The sequence below is a fragment of the Cellulomonas sp. P24 genome (assembly GCF_024704385.1).
Classification (GTDB): domain Bacteria; phylum Actinomycetota; class Actinomycetes; order Actinomycetales; family Cellulomonadaceae; genus JAJDFX01.
The window spans coordinates 3,972,231-3,988,944 of sequence record NZ_JAJDFX010000002.1 but is presented as its reverse complement, the minus strand read 5'-3'; the positions used below and the strand labels follow the sequence as shown (position 1 = coordinate 3,988,944).

Below are 16,714 nucleotides of genomic sequence, written 5' to 3'. Positions count from 1 at the left end.
TCCGGCGCCAACCAACCACAACGCCACAACAAGGACGAGAGAGAGCGGGGCGCCACGTGCGGCACGTCGAAGGCCGCCCGCCCGCGACACACGCATCCGACGAACCCCTCGCGGCAGAGTGGCGTCCCGCAGAGCGGTGTGTGAGCCCGGCCATGATCGGGGCGTCGGCGTAGACGTGTAGGCGGTCACCGCGTGATTCTTCGAGAGACCTACCAAGTCGACTCGAGAGAAGAGCATGCGATGACCGCTGGACCCAGTATCGAGCCTGCCCGCTTCCTGCACGAGCACCTGAACGCTGCCAGGCCTGACCTGCTGCGTGACCTGTTGGCCACGTTCATCGACGCCCTGATGGGTGCGGAGGCCGACGCGATCTGCGGGGCCGAGTACGGCGTCCGGACCCCGGATCGGGCCAACACCCGCAACGGCTACCGGCACCGCGACTTCGATACGAGGGTCGGGACGATGGACGTGGCGATCCCCAAACTGCGCGCCGGCACCTACTTCCCGGACTGGTTGCTCGAGCGGCGCCGCCGGGCCGAGGCGGCCCTGACGTCCGTGGTCGCGACCTGCTACCTGCTCGGGGTCTCCACCCGCCGGATGGACAAGCTCGTCGAGTCGTTGGGCATCACCCGGTTGTCCAAGTCGCAGGTCTCACGCATGGCCGCCGACCTCGATGAGCAGGTGCACGCGTTCCGGACCCGGCCGCTGGACGCCGGCCCCTACACGTTCCTGGCCGCCGACGCCCTGACGGTCAAGGTCCGTGAAGGTGGGCGGGTGGTCAACATCGCCGTCATGGTCGCCACCGGTGTCAACGCCGACGGGCACCGCGAGATCCTCGGGATCGACGTCTCCACCGCCGAGGATGGGGCCGGGTGGTTGGCGTTCTTCCGGGACCTGACCTGTGACCTTCGCCGATAGGTGGCGGTGTTCTGCGGTTGTTGGATGGCGGTGCGAGGTCAGGTGACGCCGATGACGAGGGTGCTCTGGGCGGCCTCGACGACGTCGTTGGTGATGGTGTGCAGCTCGTTGATCTTCAGGACGCGTTCGATCTGGGGGAAGAGTCGTTCGAGGAGGCGGAAGTTCCCGCGGGTGATGCGCGTGATTGCGGCGATGGCTTGGGCGTCGGTGAAGTCGTCGGGGTCGAGGCTCTTGCCCAGCGCCCGCCAGTGTCGTTGCAGGACGAAGAGCATCTCGTCGTCGCCCAGGGGGCGGTAGTGGTGGGCGAAGCCGACGCGGCTGTAGAACTGGGGGTAGTGGCTGAACTGCTTCTCCAGGCCGGGCATGCCGATGAGGATCAGGGCGATGTTGTCGCGGTCGTAGCGGTCGCGGAGCAGTTCGAGGCCGGTGGCGCTGAGGCGTTCGGACTCGTCGACGATGATGAGCTGGACGTAGTTCTTGATGCGCCGTGTGCCCCATCGGTCCAGCGGGATGTTCCCGGGGATCTCGAGGTGCTGGGCGATGCAGATGTTGGTCCGGTCGACGGCCTGGTCGAGGTCGTCGCGCAGCAGGCGGGGCGTGGTCAGTACTCCCGGGGTGTAGATGACGGTTCGGCTCTTGGCCAGGGCGGAGTAGATCTTGGCGTCACTGTCGGCGCGGGGGCCCCAGTTGGTGAGCAGGTCGTGGGCCTTGTCCCAGTGGGCGTAGCGGCGGGCCGAGACGGTCTTGCCGACGCCGGCGGCTCCGAAGCACAGGCCGATGGTGTGGCCGTGTCGTACGGCGTCGGCGAACTCGATGAAGCGGCGGTGTTCCTTGGTGACGATGAAGCGATCACTCACGACAGGTCCTCCTGGTAGACCTTGAGCTTCGAGGCTGGTGACGTCTGCGGGCGCGGCGGTCGAGGCGCGGGAGCAGCGCTGTGGTCGGCGAGGACGGCGATGCGCTCGTTGATGCCCTGGCGCAGGGCGCGACGGCGGGCGTTGCGGGCCGCTTGGATCTCCTTGAGGCTGACCTGCTCGCCGTGGTGCGCCTGGTCGACCGCTCTGCACAGGAAGTCGTCGTGGTCGAAGACGCGGACCTCGGTGATGTCTCGGGGGTCGTAGCGGATCACGACCGCCCGGCCCACGAACCCGGAGAGCGTCGGTGAGATGTAGCGCAGTCCTTGGAAGTGGATGCCGTCGCGGCGCACGGTCCTGGGTCGGGCCACGGTGAGCAGCAGGCCGTCGAGGTCTTCGAGGCTGTCGGGCATGCGCGGCAGCCATCCTTCGGCGATCCAGGCTGTTCGGGGCGAGGTGCCGAGCTCGCTGTGGGGCCGGTCGTTGTAGTCCGCGACGAACGACCTGATGGCGGCGTCCAGTTCGGCGAGCGAAAGCTCCGGCGTGGGCCACGGGCGCCCGCCGGTCAGATGCCCGGGCAGGGCGGCCAGGAGCTCGGTGTTGACGGTGCCGAAGAACCGCTCGATCTTGCCGCGGCCCTGTGGTCGGGCGACGGCGGAGTGAATCAGGCGGATGTGCAGGTCGATCGCGGTGTGCGTCAGGTGGTCGCTGGTGAAGTCCGACCCGTGGTCGACATAGAGCACGTCGGGGATCCCGCACATCGGCCAGCCGGGGTCCGGCTTGTGCCAGATCGCCTGCCGCAGGGCCAGGGCGGTCTGCATGGACGAGGGTGCGTCCATGAAGACGCTGTACCCGCAGACCGCGCGCGAGCAGTCGTCGATGACGACCGTCAGCCACGGCCGGACCGGCTTGCCGTCCGTGCCGACGAGCAGGATGTCGAGCAGCGTGTGGTCGGCCTGCCACATCGCGTTGGGTCGGTCGGCTGCCCGGCGCAGCGCGAGCTCGTACTTGTCCCGGTAGGACGCTGGACCCTCGAGGGCGAGCGTGACCATGCCCGGATCGAGGGCGCCGATGATCGACCACACCACCGCGTAGGAAGGGATCGGCCACCCCTGCCCGGCGCAGACCTTGGCGACCGCGCGGTGGATCGCGGCGACCGACGGGCGAGGCCGGGCGAGCCCGAGACCTTCGATCAGCGCGATGAGCTCGGCGGGCAGATGGTGCCCGCCGGCGTCGGCCCGCATGGTCCGGCCCAACCCCTCGAGCCCGGCCGCGCGGTAGCGGGCGTGCCAACGCTCCAGCGTGCGCAGACCGATCCCGTGATTGCGGGCCAGGACGGCGAGCGGGACCTGGTCCTCGACGTGCAGCCTGAGGATCCGCCAGCGCCCGTCCGCGTCCACCCCTCACCTACACGGGGCTTGGTGACCGGCGTGGTGGACTCGTGGCGGGCTGACGGTTCAGCGCCCGGTAGATCGTGGTGCGGCTGACGCCGAGCACGTCGCCGATCTGGGCGACGGTCATATCCTTGCCCTCGTACATCCGACGGGCGGTCTTGACCTGGTCCGCCGAGAGTGCCGCGGGGCGCCCGCCGGTGCGTCCACGGGCCCTTGCGGCGGCCAGGCCGGCGTTGGTGCGTTCACGGATGAGGTCGCGCTCGAACTCGGCCAGCGCGGCGAAGACGTGGAAGACCAGCCGTCCGCCCGGGGAGGTCGTGTCGATCGCCTCGGTCAGCGACCGGAACCCCACCTCGCGGTCGGCCAGGGCCTGCAGCTGGTCGATCAGGTGCCGGATCGAGCGGCCCAGACGGTCCAGACGCCACACGACCAGGGTGTCGCCCGGACGCAGCTGGTCCAGCAGCTTGTCCAGCTCGGGGCGGTGCTCCAGCGCACCGGAGATCGTGTCGACGAACACCCGGTAGCACCCCGCCTGGTTCAGGGCGTCGATCTGCAACGCCGCGTCCTGATCACCGGTGGACACGCGCGCATACCCCAGGAGATGCCCCATCGATCGAGCGTAGCGAAACTCATCCCCGCCGGGAAGTTCCGAACCGTAGATTTCGGCACTGAGTTCCGCTACGCGATCCGGGCCGCTACGGACCTCACCGCGACCCCGGCGCCGATGTAGCGGAAACGTTCGAATGCGAAACGGTGGAGGATGTCGATAACGCGCCTTGAGGTCAGTCGCGGGCGGTGACCTGGCAGCGGGTGTGCCCCATGGGGGGGTGGGGACCGCGCCCGGGCCGCAGTCCTCAAGTGCCTTCGTCGGCGTCAGGGGTCGCGGTGGGTATCGGGGCGCTGGCGAGCAGGGTTGTGAGTGCGTCGAGCCGGGCGGCGATCTGCAGTCCGGTCTCGTAGGTCGCCATGGTCGCGTGATACTGGGCAACCGCGAGGGCGATGCGAATCTCGGTCGGGTCTGTTCCCTGGCCTGCGTCGTTGAAGGCCCGGACTGCTTCGTCGTGGTTGTTGGTGTTGCCCCTCACTGATCGTGGCACGGCTTCGTCCTTCCGGTAGGGGGGTCGGGTTGTCGTGCTTGCGCGGCGACGTCGCGTGCCCATGCCTCGATCTGAGCCCAGTTGCGGAAGTCGCCTTCAGGCATGAGTCCTCGCAGGGCGGGCAGTCTGCGCACTGCCTTCTCGCTCGCGCTCAGGGTGGCGGCATCGAGTGCGCCGAAGAAGACTCGGTGATCCCGTGGGTGGATCGCCTGGGAGAACTCGGTGACATCCGTGGGCACCGAGCTCGTGCGCAGGTCGCGCCCGGCGGCGTCTGTTGTGTCTGTGCCCAGGGGGCCGCTGCTGAACAGCCACACGGGGCGCGTAGTTAGGTGGTCGATGTTGCGGTCGACGAAGTCCGAGGCGTCCCTGAGCCAGCAGTTGCCGTGAATGGCGCTCCCGATGACGAACGTGTCGTAGTCGCTCACGTCGAGCCGCTCGTGGGCCGCTCGCAGGTCCACGCGGTGCCCTGCACCGGTGAGTGTGGTGGCGATGCGGTCGGCGATTGCTTGGGTCGCCCCGTGCCTGCTCGCGTAGACGACGAGGATCGGTCCGTCGATCGTGTTCATCGCCCGCTACCCGCGCCGTCGGCGCCATTCGGGTGCGATGGCGGCTTCGAGGATGTCGTCGCTGGTCAGGACCCCGATGAGGTGGTCATCGTGGTCCAGGACCGGCAGGACCAGGAGGTTGTAGTCGGCCATGGCCAGCGTGATCTCGGTGAGGTCGGCGTCGGGGTGCACGTGCACGGGGTCGGGTTCGGCCAACACGTCGAGCGTGGCACGCGGGTCGCCCTGGACCAGGGCGACCAGGCCCACTGCCCCGACGACGTGCTGGTTCTCGTCGTGGCAGAAGACGACGACGATGGCCTCGTGCTGCATCTGCGTGGCCGCCCGGACGGCACCGAGCGCTTCCGCGACGGTGGTCGTGGCGGGCAGCAGCAGGTAGTCCACGCTCATCAGACCCCCGGCGGTGGTCTCCTGGTAGCCGAGCAGGACGGTGATCTTCTGCCGCTGGATGTCCGGGAGCAGTCCCAGGACGCTCAGGCGCCGCTCTTGGGGCAGGTCGAGCAGCGCGTCGGCGGCGTCATCGGCGCGCATCCGTCCCAGGATGTCGGCGATCTGCGGGTCTGTGCGGGCTTCGAGGAGGTCGGAGGCCTGGTCCTCGTCCAGCTCTTCGAAGACGTCGGCCTCAAGCTCGGGGTGGGCATGGACGCGGGTGAGCAGCTCGTGCTGCTCACTGTCGGAGGCGTCTTCGATGATGTCCGCGAGCTCGGCAGGCTTCAACCGGTGCAGCCCACCCATCGGTGTGCGTGCGGGCAATGAGCCGTCGTGGCCGATCAGGGCCTCGAACCCCGACCAGTCGCGCCAGGTGTGACCCCCTCGCCGGCGCAGTAGTCCCCGCGGGTGGATGTCGACCGCGTTGACGGCCCATCCGTCGCCGGTGCGGGAGAGCCGGACGTCGTGCGCGGTCACCAGGCCGGGTTCTTCGACGTCGACCAGTCGGTGGCCCAGGACGTCGCGGCGCAGCAGGACCTCGCCGGTGCGGCGCTCGAAGGGCCGCAGGTCCAGGCGGGCCGAGGCGAGCTCGAGGCGTTGGTCGTCCCAGGCGAGGATCTCGTTGGCGGGGACGAAAAGGTCGCGACCTCCGACGTGGGCGACCAAGCCGGTCACTGCGGGGTAGTCGCCCTCGCGCAGGCGCACGATGATGTCGCTGAGCCGGCCCAGGCCGTGACCGGCACCGTCGACGGCCGTCCGGCGCAGCAGTGCGGACAGCAGCAAGACTCCGGGGAGCTGGCCCGTGGGGGCGGGCTGGGGTTCGGTCACTCTGGTCATCGTGCTCTTTCTGGTCGGTACGCGGTAGCGCAGGTGGTCAAGAGCCCATGGCGAGCTGGACGACCTTGACGACGACGAGTGCGGAAGCCACCAGGAGGTAGCCGCGCAAGACCGCCAGTCCGGTCCGGCTACCGGCGCTCATGACGGGCTTGCTCAGCAGTGCGATCGGAGGCATCCGCCAGGTGGCGCGGTCGAGCTCCGGCTCGGCGGGGCGCGCGGGATCGACCGGAACAGTTGGCGCCTTGTTCCGGTGGCGAAGTGCGGTCCAGGCCAGGTACGCCCCGGCGACAACGGTGAGGACCGTTCCGACGACGAAGATCGCGATGATCTGGACCGAGGTGATGCCGGGGAACAGCACGCTGGCGGTCAGGACCGTGGACAGCATGACCAGCACGGCGATGATGACGCCGCTGAAGATGTTCATGCCGCGCCCGTTGGTCCACGGTCCGAGCACGCCGCGGTCGTTGCACAGCAGCAGCAGGAACACCGTGGCCGAGGGAAGCAGCACGCCCGCGAGCGTCTGCACGCCCTCGGTCAGCAGGCCCAGCGGGCTGCCCGGAATGATCACGATCACCGCGGACACGAGCAGCAGACCGGCGAAGATCGCGTAGAACGCTTTGGCCTCTGACGGGCGCCGGTGCAACGAGTGGCGCAGGCCCAGCACGTCGCCGAGCGCGTAGGACGTCGACAGGCCCACGGCGGCTGCACCGATGATCGACGCGTCGATGAGGGCGATCGCGAACAGGATCCCGGCCCAGTGGCCGGCGTGGGCCGCGAGCCCCTGGGCGACGCCGAGCGCGTCGGTGTAGTTGCCTTGCCCGCGCGTGCCGGCGAACGCCGTCGCGGTGAACGCCATCATCGCGCCGGCGCCGACGACCACGAAGAGGATCCCGATCCACAGGTCGACCCGCTCGTAGCGGATGAACCGGGGGGTGATGCGCTTGTCGATGAGGTACGACTGCTGGAAGAACAGCTGCCACGGCGCGACGGTCGTCCCGACGATGGCGATGATCAGCAGCATCACGGTGGACAGCTCTGACCCCCGGGCAGGCCCGGGACGACGAAGTCGTGCACGAGTTGCCCGGCCGGCGGGTGGACCGCCAGGAAGATCGGGATCAGCGTCATGGAGCCAGCGACGAGGAACAGGCTGACGCGCTCAAAGCGTCGGAACGACCCGGTGGAGACCGACGCGATCACGATGACGGCGGCGGCGAAGACGCCCGGGATCTTCGGCAGGCCCAGGTAGGTCAGACCGAGGCTGATGCCGATGAACTCGGTCACGATCGTCAGCGCGTTCAGGACGAACAGGTCGATCACGCTGAACGCGCCCCAGAACTTCCCGTACCGCTCCAGGATCAGCCGTGCATGTCCCACGCCTGTGACCGCGCCCAGGCGCAGGACCATCTCCTGGTTGACGTAGATCACCGGAACCAGGAGCAGCAGCGTCCACAGCATGCGTGTGCCGTAGTTCTGACCAGCCTGGGTGTAGGTGCCGAACGCACCGGCGTCGTTGTCGCCGACCATCACGATCAGGCCGGGACCGATGACCGCCAGCAGTGTCTTCAGGCGCATCGAGGTCCGGGTGCGGGGCGCGACATCGCCTTGGCGGATCGTGCCGAACGCACCCTGGATGTCGCCCTCGTGGGCGCTGTCGAGAACCGCGCTGCGGCCAGTCGTCTCAGCGGTCATCACATGCTCCAAGCGCAGCAGCGCGCACCCCGAGGGCGGCGCAGAAGGAAGAGGGGACGAGCACGCATGCTGGCGCGCGACCTGGTGCGGACATCCTCAACGCCGAGGAGCCACGTGCGAGGCCGACCTGATGGTGACGGAAGCGGGTTACAGCTCTCCGAGACGCGGGCCGACCGGCGATGAAGGGAGATCGCTGGGCGGGCAACTATGTCCGGGATTCATACCCCTCACCTCCTCTTCGGGTCCGGCGCGGCCATGGCGCGCAGAGACGTCCGGTCGACACGAGAAGTAGAGCGCGCCGTACATGGACTGTCAAGTGGTTGCGCAACTATAGTCTTGCCTTACTCGACGATCCGGAGACAGTCATGACCCAGCCGACAAGCCGCGACGCGCCGGCTCGTGACGTCCTCGAGGACGCCGCCGAAGTCTTCGCTCTCCTGAGCGCCCCCGGCCGCCTGCACCTGCTGTGGATCCTGTCCAACGACGAGGTCGACGTCACCACGCTCGTCGCCGCAGTCGGCGGGACCAAGGCCGGCATCAGCCAGCACCTGGCCAAGCTGCGCCTGGCCGGATGGATCGACGCACGCCGCGATGGCCGACGCCTGCTCTACCGAGTCACCGACCCCCACATCGTCACCCTCGTCCACCAAGCCGTCGAACACATCCTCGACCTGCGCGACTGACCCCCCGACACGGGCGGGGCAAGTTACGCAAGTGCTGCGCGCTGAGCGCGCCACCATCCCCTTGCGATGGCCGAGGCGCACGCACGCGAAGGCCCTGGATCGATTTGTGGTGATCCGTGCAATCGCTCATGAGGCGTGCCACAACTTCCTTTGCGCGTAGACACATAGCCGGGCGGGTTCACAGACTGTTCAGATGACGTGGATTCGCAGTCGTGTGCAGCTACTGCTTTTCGTCTCCTCCACCGTGCTGTTGCTCGGGGGCGGCGCGGCGTGGCTGCTGGGTGCCATGCCGTTCTCGGAGTCGCTGTGGGTTGCCGGGACGGTACTCGGGCTGGCGTTCTCGATCGCGTGGACGGCGGGCGCGATCCGGCGCCGTCAGCCGAGCGTCGACGTCATCGCGCTGCTCGCACTGGCTGGTGCCCTGTGGGTAGACGAGCCGTTCGCAGGCGCGATGATCACGGTGATGCTCGCCTCGGGCCAACTGCTTGAGGCGAGGGCGGCGGCACGGGCGCGGCGCGAGCTGAGCCTGCTGGTAGAGCGGGCCCCGCGCACGGCCCGGCGCCGGCTGGAGGGCAGTGTCGTCGAGGTCCCTGTGGACGAGGTCTGCAGGGGGGACCGGATCCTGGTGGGCACGGGGGAGGTCGTTCCGGTCGACGGGCGCCTCGTGTCGGGTGGGATCCTGGACGAAGCCGCGCTGACGGGGGAGTCCCTGCCGGTCGAGCGACCGGCAGGGGATGAAGTGCGCAGCGGGGTGGTCAACGCCGGGCCGCCGATCGACCTCGTCGCGACCTCGGTGGCTGCGGAGTCCACCTATGCGGGTGTGGTGCGCCTCGTGGAGCAAGCGCAGGCGTCGTCGGCGCCGTTCGTGCGCGCGGCTGACCGGATCGCGGTTGTCTTCGTCCCGCTCACCCTGGTGCTAGCTGGCGTGGCGTGGGTACTCAGCGGGGACGCGGTGCGCGCGGTCGCCGTTCTGGTGGTCGCGACGCCGTGCCCGCTGCTGCTTGCGGCACCGATCGCGATCATGTCCGGGCTGTCCCGCGCTGCGCGCATCGGTGTTGTCGTCAAGGGTGGCGGCGCGCTGGAGCGGCTGGCTGCCGGGCGCGTCATGCTCTTCGACAAGACGGGCACCCTGACCCAGGGGCAGCCGACCCTGGCCGACGTCGTCACAGCCAGCGACCGGGTGGACGCCGACGAGGTCCTGCGCCTGGCGGCCTCGCTCGACCAGGTATCCCCGCACGTCCTCGCCTCCTCGATCGTCACCGCAGCGACCCGCCGCGGCCTGACGCTGGAGATGCCCGAGAACGTGCAGGAAGAGCACGGGTACGGGCTGCGCGGGCGGGTCGGCACCCACGAGGTGCAAGTGGGCAAGGCCGAGTGGATCGTCGGCGACACGCAGCCCGCATGGGTGCGTCAGGTGCGCCGGCGCGCGGACCTGGACGGCTCACTCACCGTGTTCGTCGCGATCGACGGCGAACCGGCGGGGGCGTTCCTTCTCCAGGACCCGATCCGGTCCGACGCGCCGCGAATGATCCGCACGTTGCGCGAGGCCGGCATCAGCCGGGTCGTCCTGGTCACCGGAGATAGGGCCGACATCGCCGACACCGTCGGGCGGATCGTCGGGGTCGATACCGTGCTGGCCGACTGCGACCCGGCCGACAAACTCGCCGCGATCGAGTCCGAGGCCGCGCACGCCGCGACAATCATGGTCGGTGACGGCGTGAACGATGCCCCGGCGCTGGCCGCCGCGGGGGTCGGCGTGGCCCTGGCCGCGCGGGGAGCGACCGCGTCATCGGAGGCCGCCGACGTCGTCCTGACAGTCGACCGGCTCGATGCCCTCGCCGATGCGATCCTCATCGCCCGCCGGTCCAAGCGCATCGCCCTGCAGGCGGTCCTGGTGGGTATGGGCCTGTCGCTGGTCGCGATGGTCGCAGCAGCGGTCGGGTTGCTCCCGCCGGCGGCCGGTGCGGTCACCCAGGAAGTCATCGATATCCTCGCGATCGGCATCGCCCTGCGGGCCGTCCTTCCCGGCAAGGTCCACACGATCGCGATGCCGTCAGCCGACATCGCCATCGCGCACGAACTGAAGGTCGAGCACGACGCGGTGCTCGCCGTCGTCGAGCAGATCCGGGCCGTGGCCGACACCCTCTCCACGCAGAACTGCGATCTCGCTCCGGCACACACCCTGCTCGACCGTCTCGAGGGAGAACTCCTCCCGCACGAGCGGGCCGACGAGTCGCTGCTCGTGCCGCTGGTCGACCGGGCCCTCGGCAGTTCCGACACGACCGCCGCGATCAGCCGCACCCACGCGGAAATCGAGCACCAGGTCAGCCGCCTGCGCCGACTGCTTACCAACTTGGACAACGACACCGTCCAACCCGAAGACGTCGTCGAGCTCCGACGACTGCTCTACGGGCTGTACGCAGTCCTACGCCTGCACAACGCCCAGGAAGAAGAGGGTGCGTTCAGCCTCGTGCCCACCGGAGCACGCAGCACTGGCAACTGAGCCGCAGCAGTGGGCCGACACGACCCGTGGGTCGCTGCTTCCGCCGCCTGAAACGCCCGCCGAATCCACCCGAGAGCGAGAAACCCGATGTCCAACCTCATCCAGAAGCTGACCGCATTCGTCCGCAGCCCCCAGGGCCGCACCGTGATCGACCAAGCCCGACGGCAGGCGGCCAAGCCGGAGAACCGTCGCCATCTGGCACGGCTGCGCGCCCAGATGACCCGGAGACCCTGAACTCACCCATCCCCATACCCAGACCGTACTGACCGACAACGACGGAGGACCCCATGTGGGAAGCGCTCAAGAACGCAATCATCGGTGTGAAGGAGGCGGTGGGGCTTGAGATCCCTGGGCTGCCAGCCGACCTGGGCTCCCTCGGCGAGTCGGCCACGACCGTAGTGCAGGACTTCACGAACTCCGCAACCGGCCTCGTTGACGAGGCGACCAGCGTTGTCGATGGAGCGACCGCCGCCACTGACGCGATCACCGGGCTACCCGTGGGTGACATCCTGCCGGAGTAGTTGCAGCCTGATCAGCGACCAGGAGGGTCGACAGGGTATGAGTCGACGCTGACCCACACCGCATCGGCCGCGCCGATGGCGACCTCGACGCGATCCCCCACGCGCTCACCCGTCACGCTTGAATGGGAGATCAACACGGAACCAACTGCCAGGTTCCTCTCATCCAGGTGAATACGGGTCCCGAGGTTGATCTCCCGCGCTTCGAGATACCGCAGAATTTCGGGCTCGTGATCCGAGATGCGAATGACACATCCGTGAGCGCCGGGGTCGATCTCACTCAGACGCGCTGCGGAGCTGGACCCCACAGCGCGCTCGATGCTCCCATCGGAGCGAGGGATCGGGTCTCCGTGCGGGTCGCGGGCAGGGTGGCCGAGCACCTCATCCATGCGGTCCAGAACAAGGTCGGACACCGCATGCTCGAGGGCATGCGCCTCTACATGCACCTCATCCCAACCGAGACCTAGACGCTCGACCAGGTAGGTCTCCAAGACGCGATGGCGACGCACAACCATCACGGCGATCTCGTGACCGGCGGGGGTAAGTCCGATGCGCCCATACGGCTCGTAGTCGATCAATCCGTCCCGGGCGAGCTTCTTCAGATTGGCTGACACCGACGAGGGCGTTACCGCCAAAGTCTCGGCGATCTCGTTCGTAGACACGGAACTGCCAGGCCACTCCTGCGCCTTCCAGATGATCCGGAGGTAGTTCTCCCCCATCTCCGAAGCACGTCGATCTCCCATGTCCCGATCCTACGGGCGCCACTTCGAGCAACCCCGCGCACCTGGGTGTGGCACACAGGGACCCGGAAGGGCTGATCATCGGCGCCGCCTTGCTCGCGGAGCCACCGGGCCATCGCGTGGACCACGGGCGTCTACCTGGACTGGCTAGGGTGATACCAAGGACTGATTGGGCGGTTCACCGTCGGTCCGATTCCCAGCAACGGCTAACCAAGCACCGTCTGTCGCGATGTCCCGCCGAAGACAGCCAGCAGGACACCGCCAGTGAGCGGCGGCCGCCGCATCGACGGCACAGCGAGCCGCCATCGGTCGCCCAGAGAACACCGCCATCTACCGGCAGAAGTCACAGACCTGACCGCCCGCGGCCTGACCGGCGTCAAGCTCGTGACCTCCGACGCCCACTCCGGGCTGGTCGCCGCGATCGGCGCGACCCTGCCCGGCGCCAGCTGGCAACGCTGCCGCACCCACTACGCCGCGAACCTGATGTCGACCTGCCCCAAGTCGTCCTGGCCATGGGTCAAGACGATGCTCCACAGCGTCTGCGACCAGGTCGACACCGACGCGGTCCACGCCCAGTTCGACCGGCTCCTGGACGCCGTCGCCGACAAGCTCCCCACGGTCGGCAACCACCTCGAGGCCGCCCGGGAGGACCTCCTCGCGTTCACCGCGTTCCCCAAGGAGGTCTGGCGCCAGATCTGGTCCAACAACCCCATATCTGTTAACCGGTTCTCGGGCGACACGTTGGCGCTGGCGGCGTGAGGCTGCCCGGGCTCGGGTCGGGGCGGGCGGATCCTGCGGGGAGCTGGCGAGGGGAGGGGTCATGGAATTGCGGGTGCGACGTACTGACGGCGGGCACGAGTTGAGCGGTGGCTGGGTTGGCGTCGGGGAGGTGAACGCGTTCCTGGGGCACCTGGCCGGCAGGGGCTTCTCGCCTGCGACGGTGCGGGCCTACGCCTACGACCTGTTGAACTTCGCTCGGTTCATCGGTGGGCGGGACCTGTTGGTGGCGGACGTGGGCCCGACGGACATCTTCGAGTGGATCGACGTCCAAGGGGTGCGCCGACCGGGCCAGGCCGGCGGCGTCGTGGCGTTGCGGCGCCCGGGCGCGGCGCCGTCCTCGGTGAACCGGCGTGTCGCAGCGGTCCGCGCGTTCTTCGAGTATCAGGTGATGACGGGGGCCCGGGCGCAGAACCCGGTCCCGACGCCGCGGCGGGGCGCCGGAGCCAGGCCAGCACCTGGGGGTTTGCTCGGCCATCTCGGGTCTGGACGTGCCCGTGGTGGTGGTCGCTTGGTGCGTCAACCGCGCCAGTTGCCTGAGTCCCTGCCGATGGATCAGGTCCAGGAGTTCCTGGGGAGCTTGCGCACTCACCGGGACCGGGCGATGGTGCTCGCGATGCTGCTCGGCGGACTGCGTTCGGCCGAGGTCCGCGGGCTGCTCCTGGAAAGCATCGATACTGGCCGACGGCGCCTGCGGGTGGTCGGCAAGGGCGCCAAGGAACGCGTCGTCCCTATCGATGCGGCTTTCTTCACCGAGTTCGGCGCCTATCTTCGCCTGGAGCGGCCCCTCGGTCTGGCCACCCCGGAAGCCTTCGTCGTCCTGCGGGGCCCGGGCGCCGGGCGCCCGATGGGTGAGGCGGCGCTGCGAAGTCTGTTCCGCCGCCACCGGGCGTCCTCCGGTGCGATCCGGGTTCGCCCCCACAGGTTGCGGCACACCTACGGCACCGAGCTCGCCGCAGCGGGGATCGACCTGCTCGCGCTGCGGGACCTGATGGGCCACGTCAGCCCGCAGACCACCGCCGCCTACGTGCACCTGTCGATCGAGCACCTGGCGGCCGAGTACGCCGCCGCCCGGGCCGTGATGAGCGGGGCACGGTCATGAGCGCCGCCGTCGCGCGCATCGCGACCGCTGGCGACCACGATCTTCTCGGGGACTACGTCGATCACCTGGATACCCTCGAGCTGTCCGACCGGGCCCGACGCGACCGGCTGCGCGCCGCCCGCACGTTCCTGACCACCGCGGGCGACCTGACCGCCTGGATGGATCTGCCTACCGGCGTCCGGGTGCAGGACCTGCGCCGGACCGGGGCATGGCCTTTCCTCGTCCACGCCATCGGCGCTGGGCTCGTGCGCCTGGACCTGGACCTGGCCGGGGCGAAGAACCTCACCGGCCTCGCTGCCACGATCGAAGCCCGAGACCCGGGCGGCTTCACCGCCGCCCGGACGGGCGGCGCGACACTGGGCTGGACCCAGACATGGGTCCAGACCGTGCTGGGTGAGTGCCTCGCGGTGATCCTCGCCTGGCACGGGGGCGCCGTCAGCCAGGTCACGAGCGCGGTGATCGACGACTTCGACGCTGCACTCCACTCGAGCGTGACGATCCCAGCCTCGACGAAGAAGGCCTACCGGTGCCGACTGGCCAGCCTGCGTCAGATCCTGTTCCAGGCCCACATCGTGAACGACCCACCCAGACGACGGCCCTGGGCCCGCAGCCTCGAGCAGCGTCTGGACGCCGTCGCCATGGCCGAACCGATCCGCGAGGTGATCGGGCGCTACGTGCGCACGCGCGCCACCGTGCTACGCCCGAAGTCAGTCGAGTCCCTGGTCAACGACCTCCTGCCGGTCGCGGAATACCTCACCACCCACCACCGCGACCTGCGAACCTTCGCCGACCTGCGCCGTGAGCACGTCGAGGGTTTCCTGGCCTGGAACCAGACCCGAGGCTGGCGAGGGCAACGAGCCGCCGCCGGCACCGGACGCACCATCTCCCGGTCCGTGGCCGCCTCCACCGTCCTGACCCTACGCAACCTCCTGGACGACATCACCGCCTGGGGCTGGGACCAGGCACCGGCCCGCCGACTCGTCTTCGCCGCCGACATCCCCAAGCTCGACCGTCCCCTGCCCCGCGCCCTCGCACCCGACATCGACGCCGCACTGATGAGCGCCGTTGCCCAACTGGACGACCCGTTCGCCCGCACCGGGCTGACCGTGCTGCGCGGCGCGGGCCTGCGCATCGGGGAACTGCTCGACCTCGAGCTCGACGCCGTCGTCGACTACGCCGCTGCCGGGACCTGGCTGCGTGTCCCGCTCGGCAAGCTCGCCACCGAACGCATGGTCCCCCTGGACCACGACACGCTCACCGCTCTGGACCAATGGGCCGCGACCCGCGGGCAGCACCGACCCGTGCCCCATCCGCGGACCGGCGCACCGACCGACTTCTTCTTCACCGAGCACGGCCACCGGCTCGGCGCCACGAGGCTGCGCAACGGGCTGCTGACCGCCGCCCGCGACGCCCAGTTGCACGGCCCCGGCGCACAGGTGCTGGTCGTGACCCCCCACCAGCTGCGCCACACCTACGCGACTGCCCTTGCCAACGCCGGCATGTCGCTGCAAGCCCTCATGGCGCTGCTCGGGCACGTGACCCCCGAGATGACGATCCGCTACGCCACCCTGGCCTCCCCGACCCTGCGCGCCGCCTACGACGAGTCGATCGGCAAGCTCCGACGCCAGCTCACCTTGACCCCCGTCGGACGCCCGATCGTGCCCGACAAGATCGCCTGGCTCGGCACCGAGATGCTCAAGACCCGGCTCGGGAACGGGTACTGCTCGCGCCACCAGGCCCAGGGCGCCTGCCCCTACGCCAACATCTGCGAGACCTGCGACCACTTCACCCCAGCCGCCGAGTTCACCGCAGCGTTGACCGACCAGGTCGCCGACATCCGCGCCCTGCAGACCGACGCCGAAGCCCGAGGATGGGCCTCCGAAGCAGCCCGCCACGACCGCGCCGCGACCGCCATCGAGCACCACCTCGACCGGCTCCGCCCACGCACCGAGAACCCCCCAGCCCTTGCCCCGCCCACGAGAGCCGGTTAAACGAGCGCCTGAACCGGGAGATCCGCCGGCGCACCGACGTCGTGGGGATCTTCCCCGACCGCACCAGCATCATCCGACTCGTCGGCGCCGTGCTGGCTGAGCAGCACGACGAATGGGCCGAAGGACGCCGCTACCTCGCCCTGGACGTCCTCGGCCGATCACGGCTGACCGCCTTGCCCGAGAACGCCCCGGAGGTGACCACCGACCAGCTCCCGGCGCTCAGCGCCTAACCATCGAAGATCACGCGGAAGCCGTCACACACCACGCCCCGGGGACTTGACCCGCGGCAGCCTGAACCAGCTGCCATCAAGGCGCGAGGCAACCCCCACGTCCATGGTCACCCCTTGCTTCGCCGTGCGGATCTCGATTCGAACCGCCTGGGCTGCCCGCAGTTGACGAATATCCGCCTACAACCTGGGAGCGCACTGAACGTTGCCCGGAGACGCTGAGATACTCGACCGCCGCGACGACGCGATCACACCCCGGGCACCAGACGTGGCGGGGGTCAACGCGGCCGGTGCACGGGGGGCCCCGATGCGGTTGGGAACGGCAGGTCTCCCACTCAGCGCCCGCCGACCGCGGTGGGGTTCCGTGCAGCGACACCACCGAGGTCGCGATT

15 protein-coding genes and 3 pseudogenes are annotated in these 16,714 nt (G+C 69.2%); 9 read left to right on the top strand and 9 right to left on the bottom strand.

What is annotated here, in order from left to right; translation table 11 throughout:
- Window positions 1-240: 240 nt before the first annotated feature.
- Window positions 241-897, top strand: a pseudogene (locus LJB74_RS18605) (transposase); the annotation flags it as partial.
- Between the two features lie 59 nt (window positions 898-956).
- Here LJB74_RS18605 and LJB74_RS18600 read toward each other — a convergent pair.
- The 8 genes from LJB74_RS18600 to LJB74_RS18565 form a co-directional block, all read right to left on the bottom strand.
- Window positions 957-1,775, bottom strand: coding sequence for an AAA family ATPase (locus LJB74_RS18600; protein WP_259309922.1), 819 nt, complete (start codon window positions 1,773-1,775; stop codon window positions 957-959).
- The gene (locus LJB74_RS18595) at window positions 1,772-3,172 is read right to left on the bottom strand and encodes a Mu transposase C-terminal domain-containing protein (protein ID WP_259309921.1); all 1,401 of its coding nucleotides are present in this window, start codon (window positions 3,170-3,172) and stop codon (window positions 1,772-1,774) included. Before LJB74_RS18595 ends, LJB74_RS18600 begins: the two co-directional genes overlap by 4 nt.
- A gap of 7 nt (window positions 3,173-3,179) precedes the next feature.
- Window positions 3,180-3,776, bottom strand: coding sequence for a recombinase family protein (locus LJB74_RS18590; RefSeq protein ID WP_259309920.1), 597 nt, complete (start codon window positions 3,774-3,776; stop codon window positions 3,180-3,182).
- A gap of 244 nt (window positions 3,777-4,020) precedes the next feature.
- Window positions 4,021-4,251: a hypothetical protein gene (locus LJB74_RS18585; protein WP_168631441.1), complete on the bottom strand. Its 231-nt coding sequence runs from the start codon at window positions 4,249-4,251 to the stop codon at window positions 4,021-4,023.
- Window positions 4,248-4,829, bottom strand: coding sequence for a flavodoxin domain-containing protein (locus LJB74_RS18580; RefSeq protein ID WP_168631442.1), 582 nt, complete (start codon window positions 4,827-4,829; stop codon window positions 4,248-4,250). Before LJB74_RS18580 ends, LJB74_RS18585 begins: the two co-directional genes overlap by 4 nt.
- A gap of 6 nt (window positions 4,830-4,835) precedes the next feature.
- Complete coding sequence (locus LJB74_RS18575) at window positions 4,836-6,083, bottom strand: magnesium transporter MgtE N-terminal domain-containing protein (protein ID WP_255596441.1); 1,248 nt, start codon at window positions 6,081-6,083, stop codon at window positions 4,836-4,838.
- Between the two features lie 46 nt (window positions 6,084-6,129).
- Complete coding sequence (locus tag LJB74_RS18570) at window positions 6,130-7,113, bottom strand: NRAMP family divalent metal transporter (protein WP_259310413.1); 984 nt, start codon at window positions 7,111-7,113, stop codon at window positions 6,130-6,132.
- A complete protein-coding gene (locus LJB74_RS18565) occupies window positions 7,113-7,781 on the bottom strand; it encodes an NRAMP family divalent metal transporter (protein ID WP_259309919.1) in 669 nt (222 codons plus the stop codon). Before LJB74_RS18565 ends, LJB74_RS18570 begins: the two co-directional genes overlap by 1 nt.
- Window positions 7,782-8,146: 365 nt before the next feature.
- On the opposite strand from LJB74_RS18565, the gene LJB74_RS18560 reads away from it, so the two are divergent.
- The 4 genes from LJB74_RS18560 (at window position 8,147) to LJB74_RS18545 (ending at window position 11,488) form a co-directional block, all read left to right on the top strand.
- Window positions 8,147-8,464: a helix-turn-helix transcriptional regulator gene (locus LJB74_RS18560; protein ID WP_168631445.1), complete on the top strand. Its 318-nt coding sequence runs from the start codon at window positions 8,147-8,149 to the stop codon at window positions 8,462-8,464.
- 193 nt (window positions 8,465-8,657) lie between these two features.
- Complete coding sequence (locus LJB74_RS18555) at window positions 8,658-10,967, top strand: heavy metal translocating P-type ATPase (protein ID WP_168631446.1); 2,310 nt, start codon at window positions 8,658-8,660, stop codon at window positions 10,965-10,967.
- A gap of 87 nt (window positions 10,968-11,054) precedes the next feature.
- Complete coding sequence (locus LJB74_RS18550; protein WP_168631447.1) at window positions 11,055-11,201, top strand: hypothetical protein; 147 nt, start codon at window positions 11,055-11,057, stop codon at window positions 11,199-11,201.
- Between the two features lie 53 nt (window positions 11,202-11,254).
- Window positions 11,255-11,488: a hypothetical protein gene (locus tag LJB74_RS18545; protein ID WP_168631448.1), complete on the top strand. Its 234-nt coding sequence runs from the start codon at window positions 11,255-11,257 to the stop codon at window positions 11,486-11,488.
- A gap of 11 nt (window positions 11,489-11,499) precedes the next feature.
- Here the strand turns inward: LJB74_RS18545 and LJB74_RS18540 are convergent, their stop codons facing one another.
- Entirely contained in the window at window positions 11,500-12,228 is a 729-nt protein-coding gene (locus LJB74_RS18540) for a metal-dependent transcriptional regulator (RefSeq protein ID WP_168631449.1), read from the bottom strand.
- A 345-nt stretch (window positions 12,229-12,573) separates the two neighbouring features.
- Here LJB74_RS18540 and LJB74_RS18535 point away from each other — a divergent pair.
- The 4 genes and pseudogenes from LJB74_RS18535 to LJB74_RS18520 form a co-directional block, all read left to right on the top strand.
- Window positions 12,574-12,984, top strand: a pseudogene (locus tag LJB74_RS18535) (transposase); the annotation flags it as partial.
- Window positions 12,985-13,045: 61 nt separating this feature from the next.
- Window positions 13,046-14,104: a tyrosine-type recombinase/integrase gene (locus LJB74_RS18530; protein WP_259307738.1), complete on the top strand. Its 1,059-nt coding sequence runs from the start codon at window positions 13,046-13,048 to the stop codon at window positions 14,102-14,104.
- Window positions 14,101-16,095, top strand: coding sequence for a tyrosine-type recombinase/integrase (locus LJB74_RS18525; RefSeq protein ID WP_259307424.1), 1,995 nt, complete (start codon window positions 14,101-14,103; stop codon window positions 16,093-16,095). The genes LJB74_RS18530 and LJB74_RS18525 overlap by 4 nt, the downstream gene beginning before the upstream one ends.
- 2 nt (window positions 16,096-16,097) lie before the next feature.
- Window positions 16,098-16,325: pseudogene (locus LJB74_RS18520) on the top strand (transposase); the annotation flags it as partial.
- Window positions 16,326-16,714: the final 389 nt, after the last annotated feature.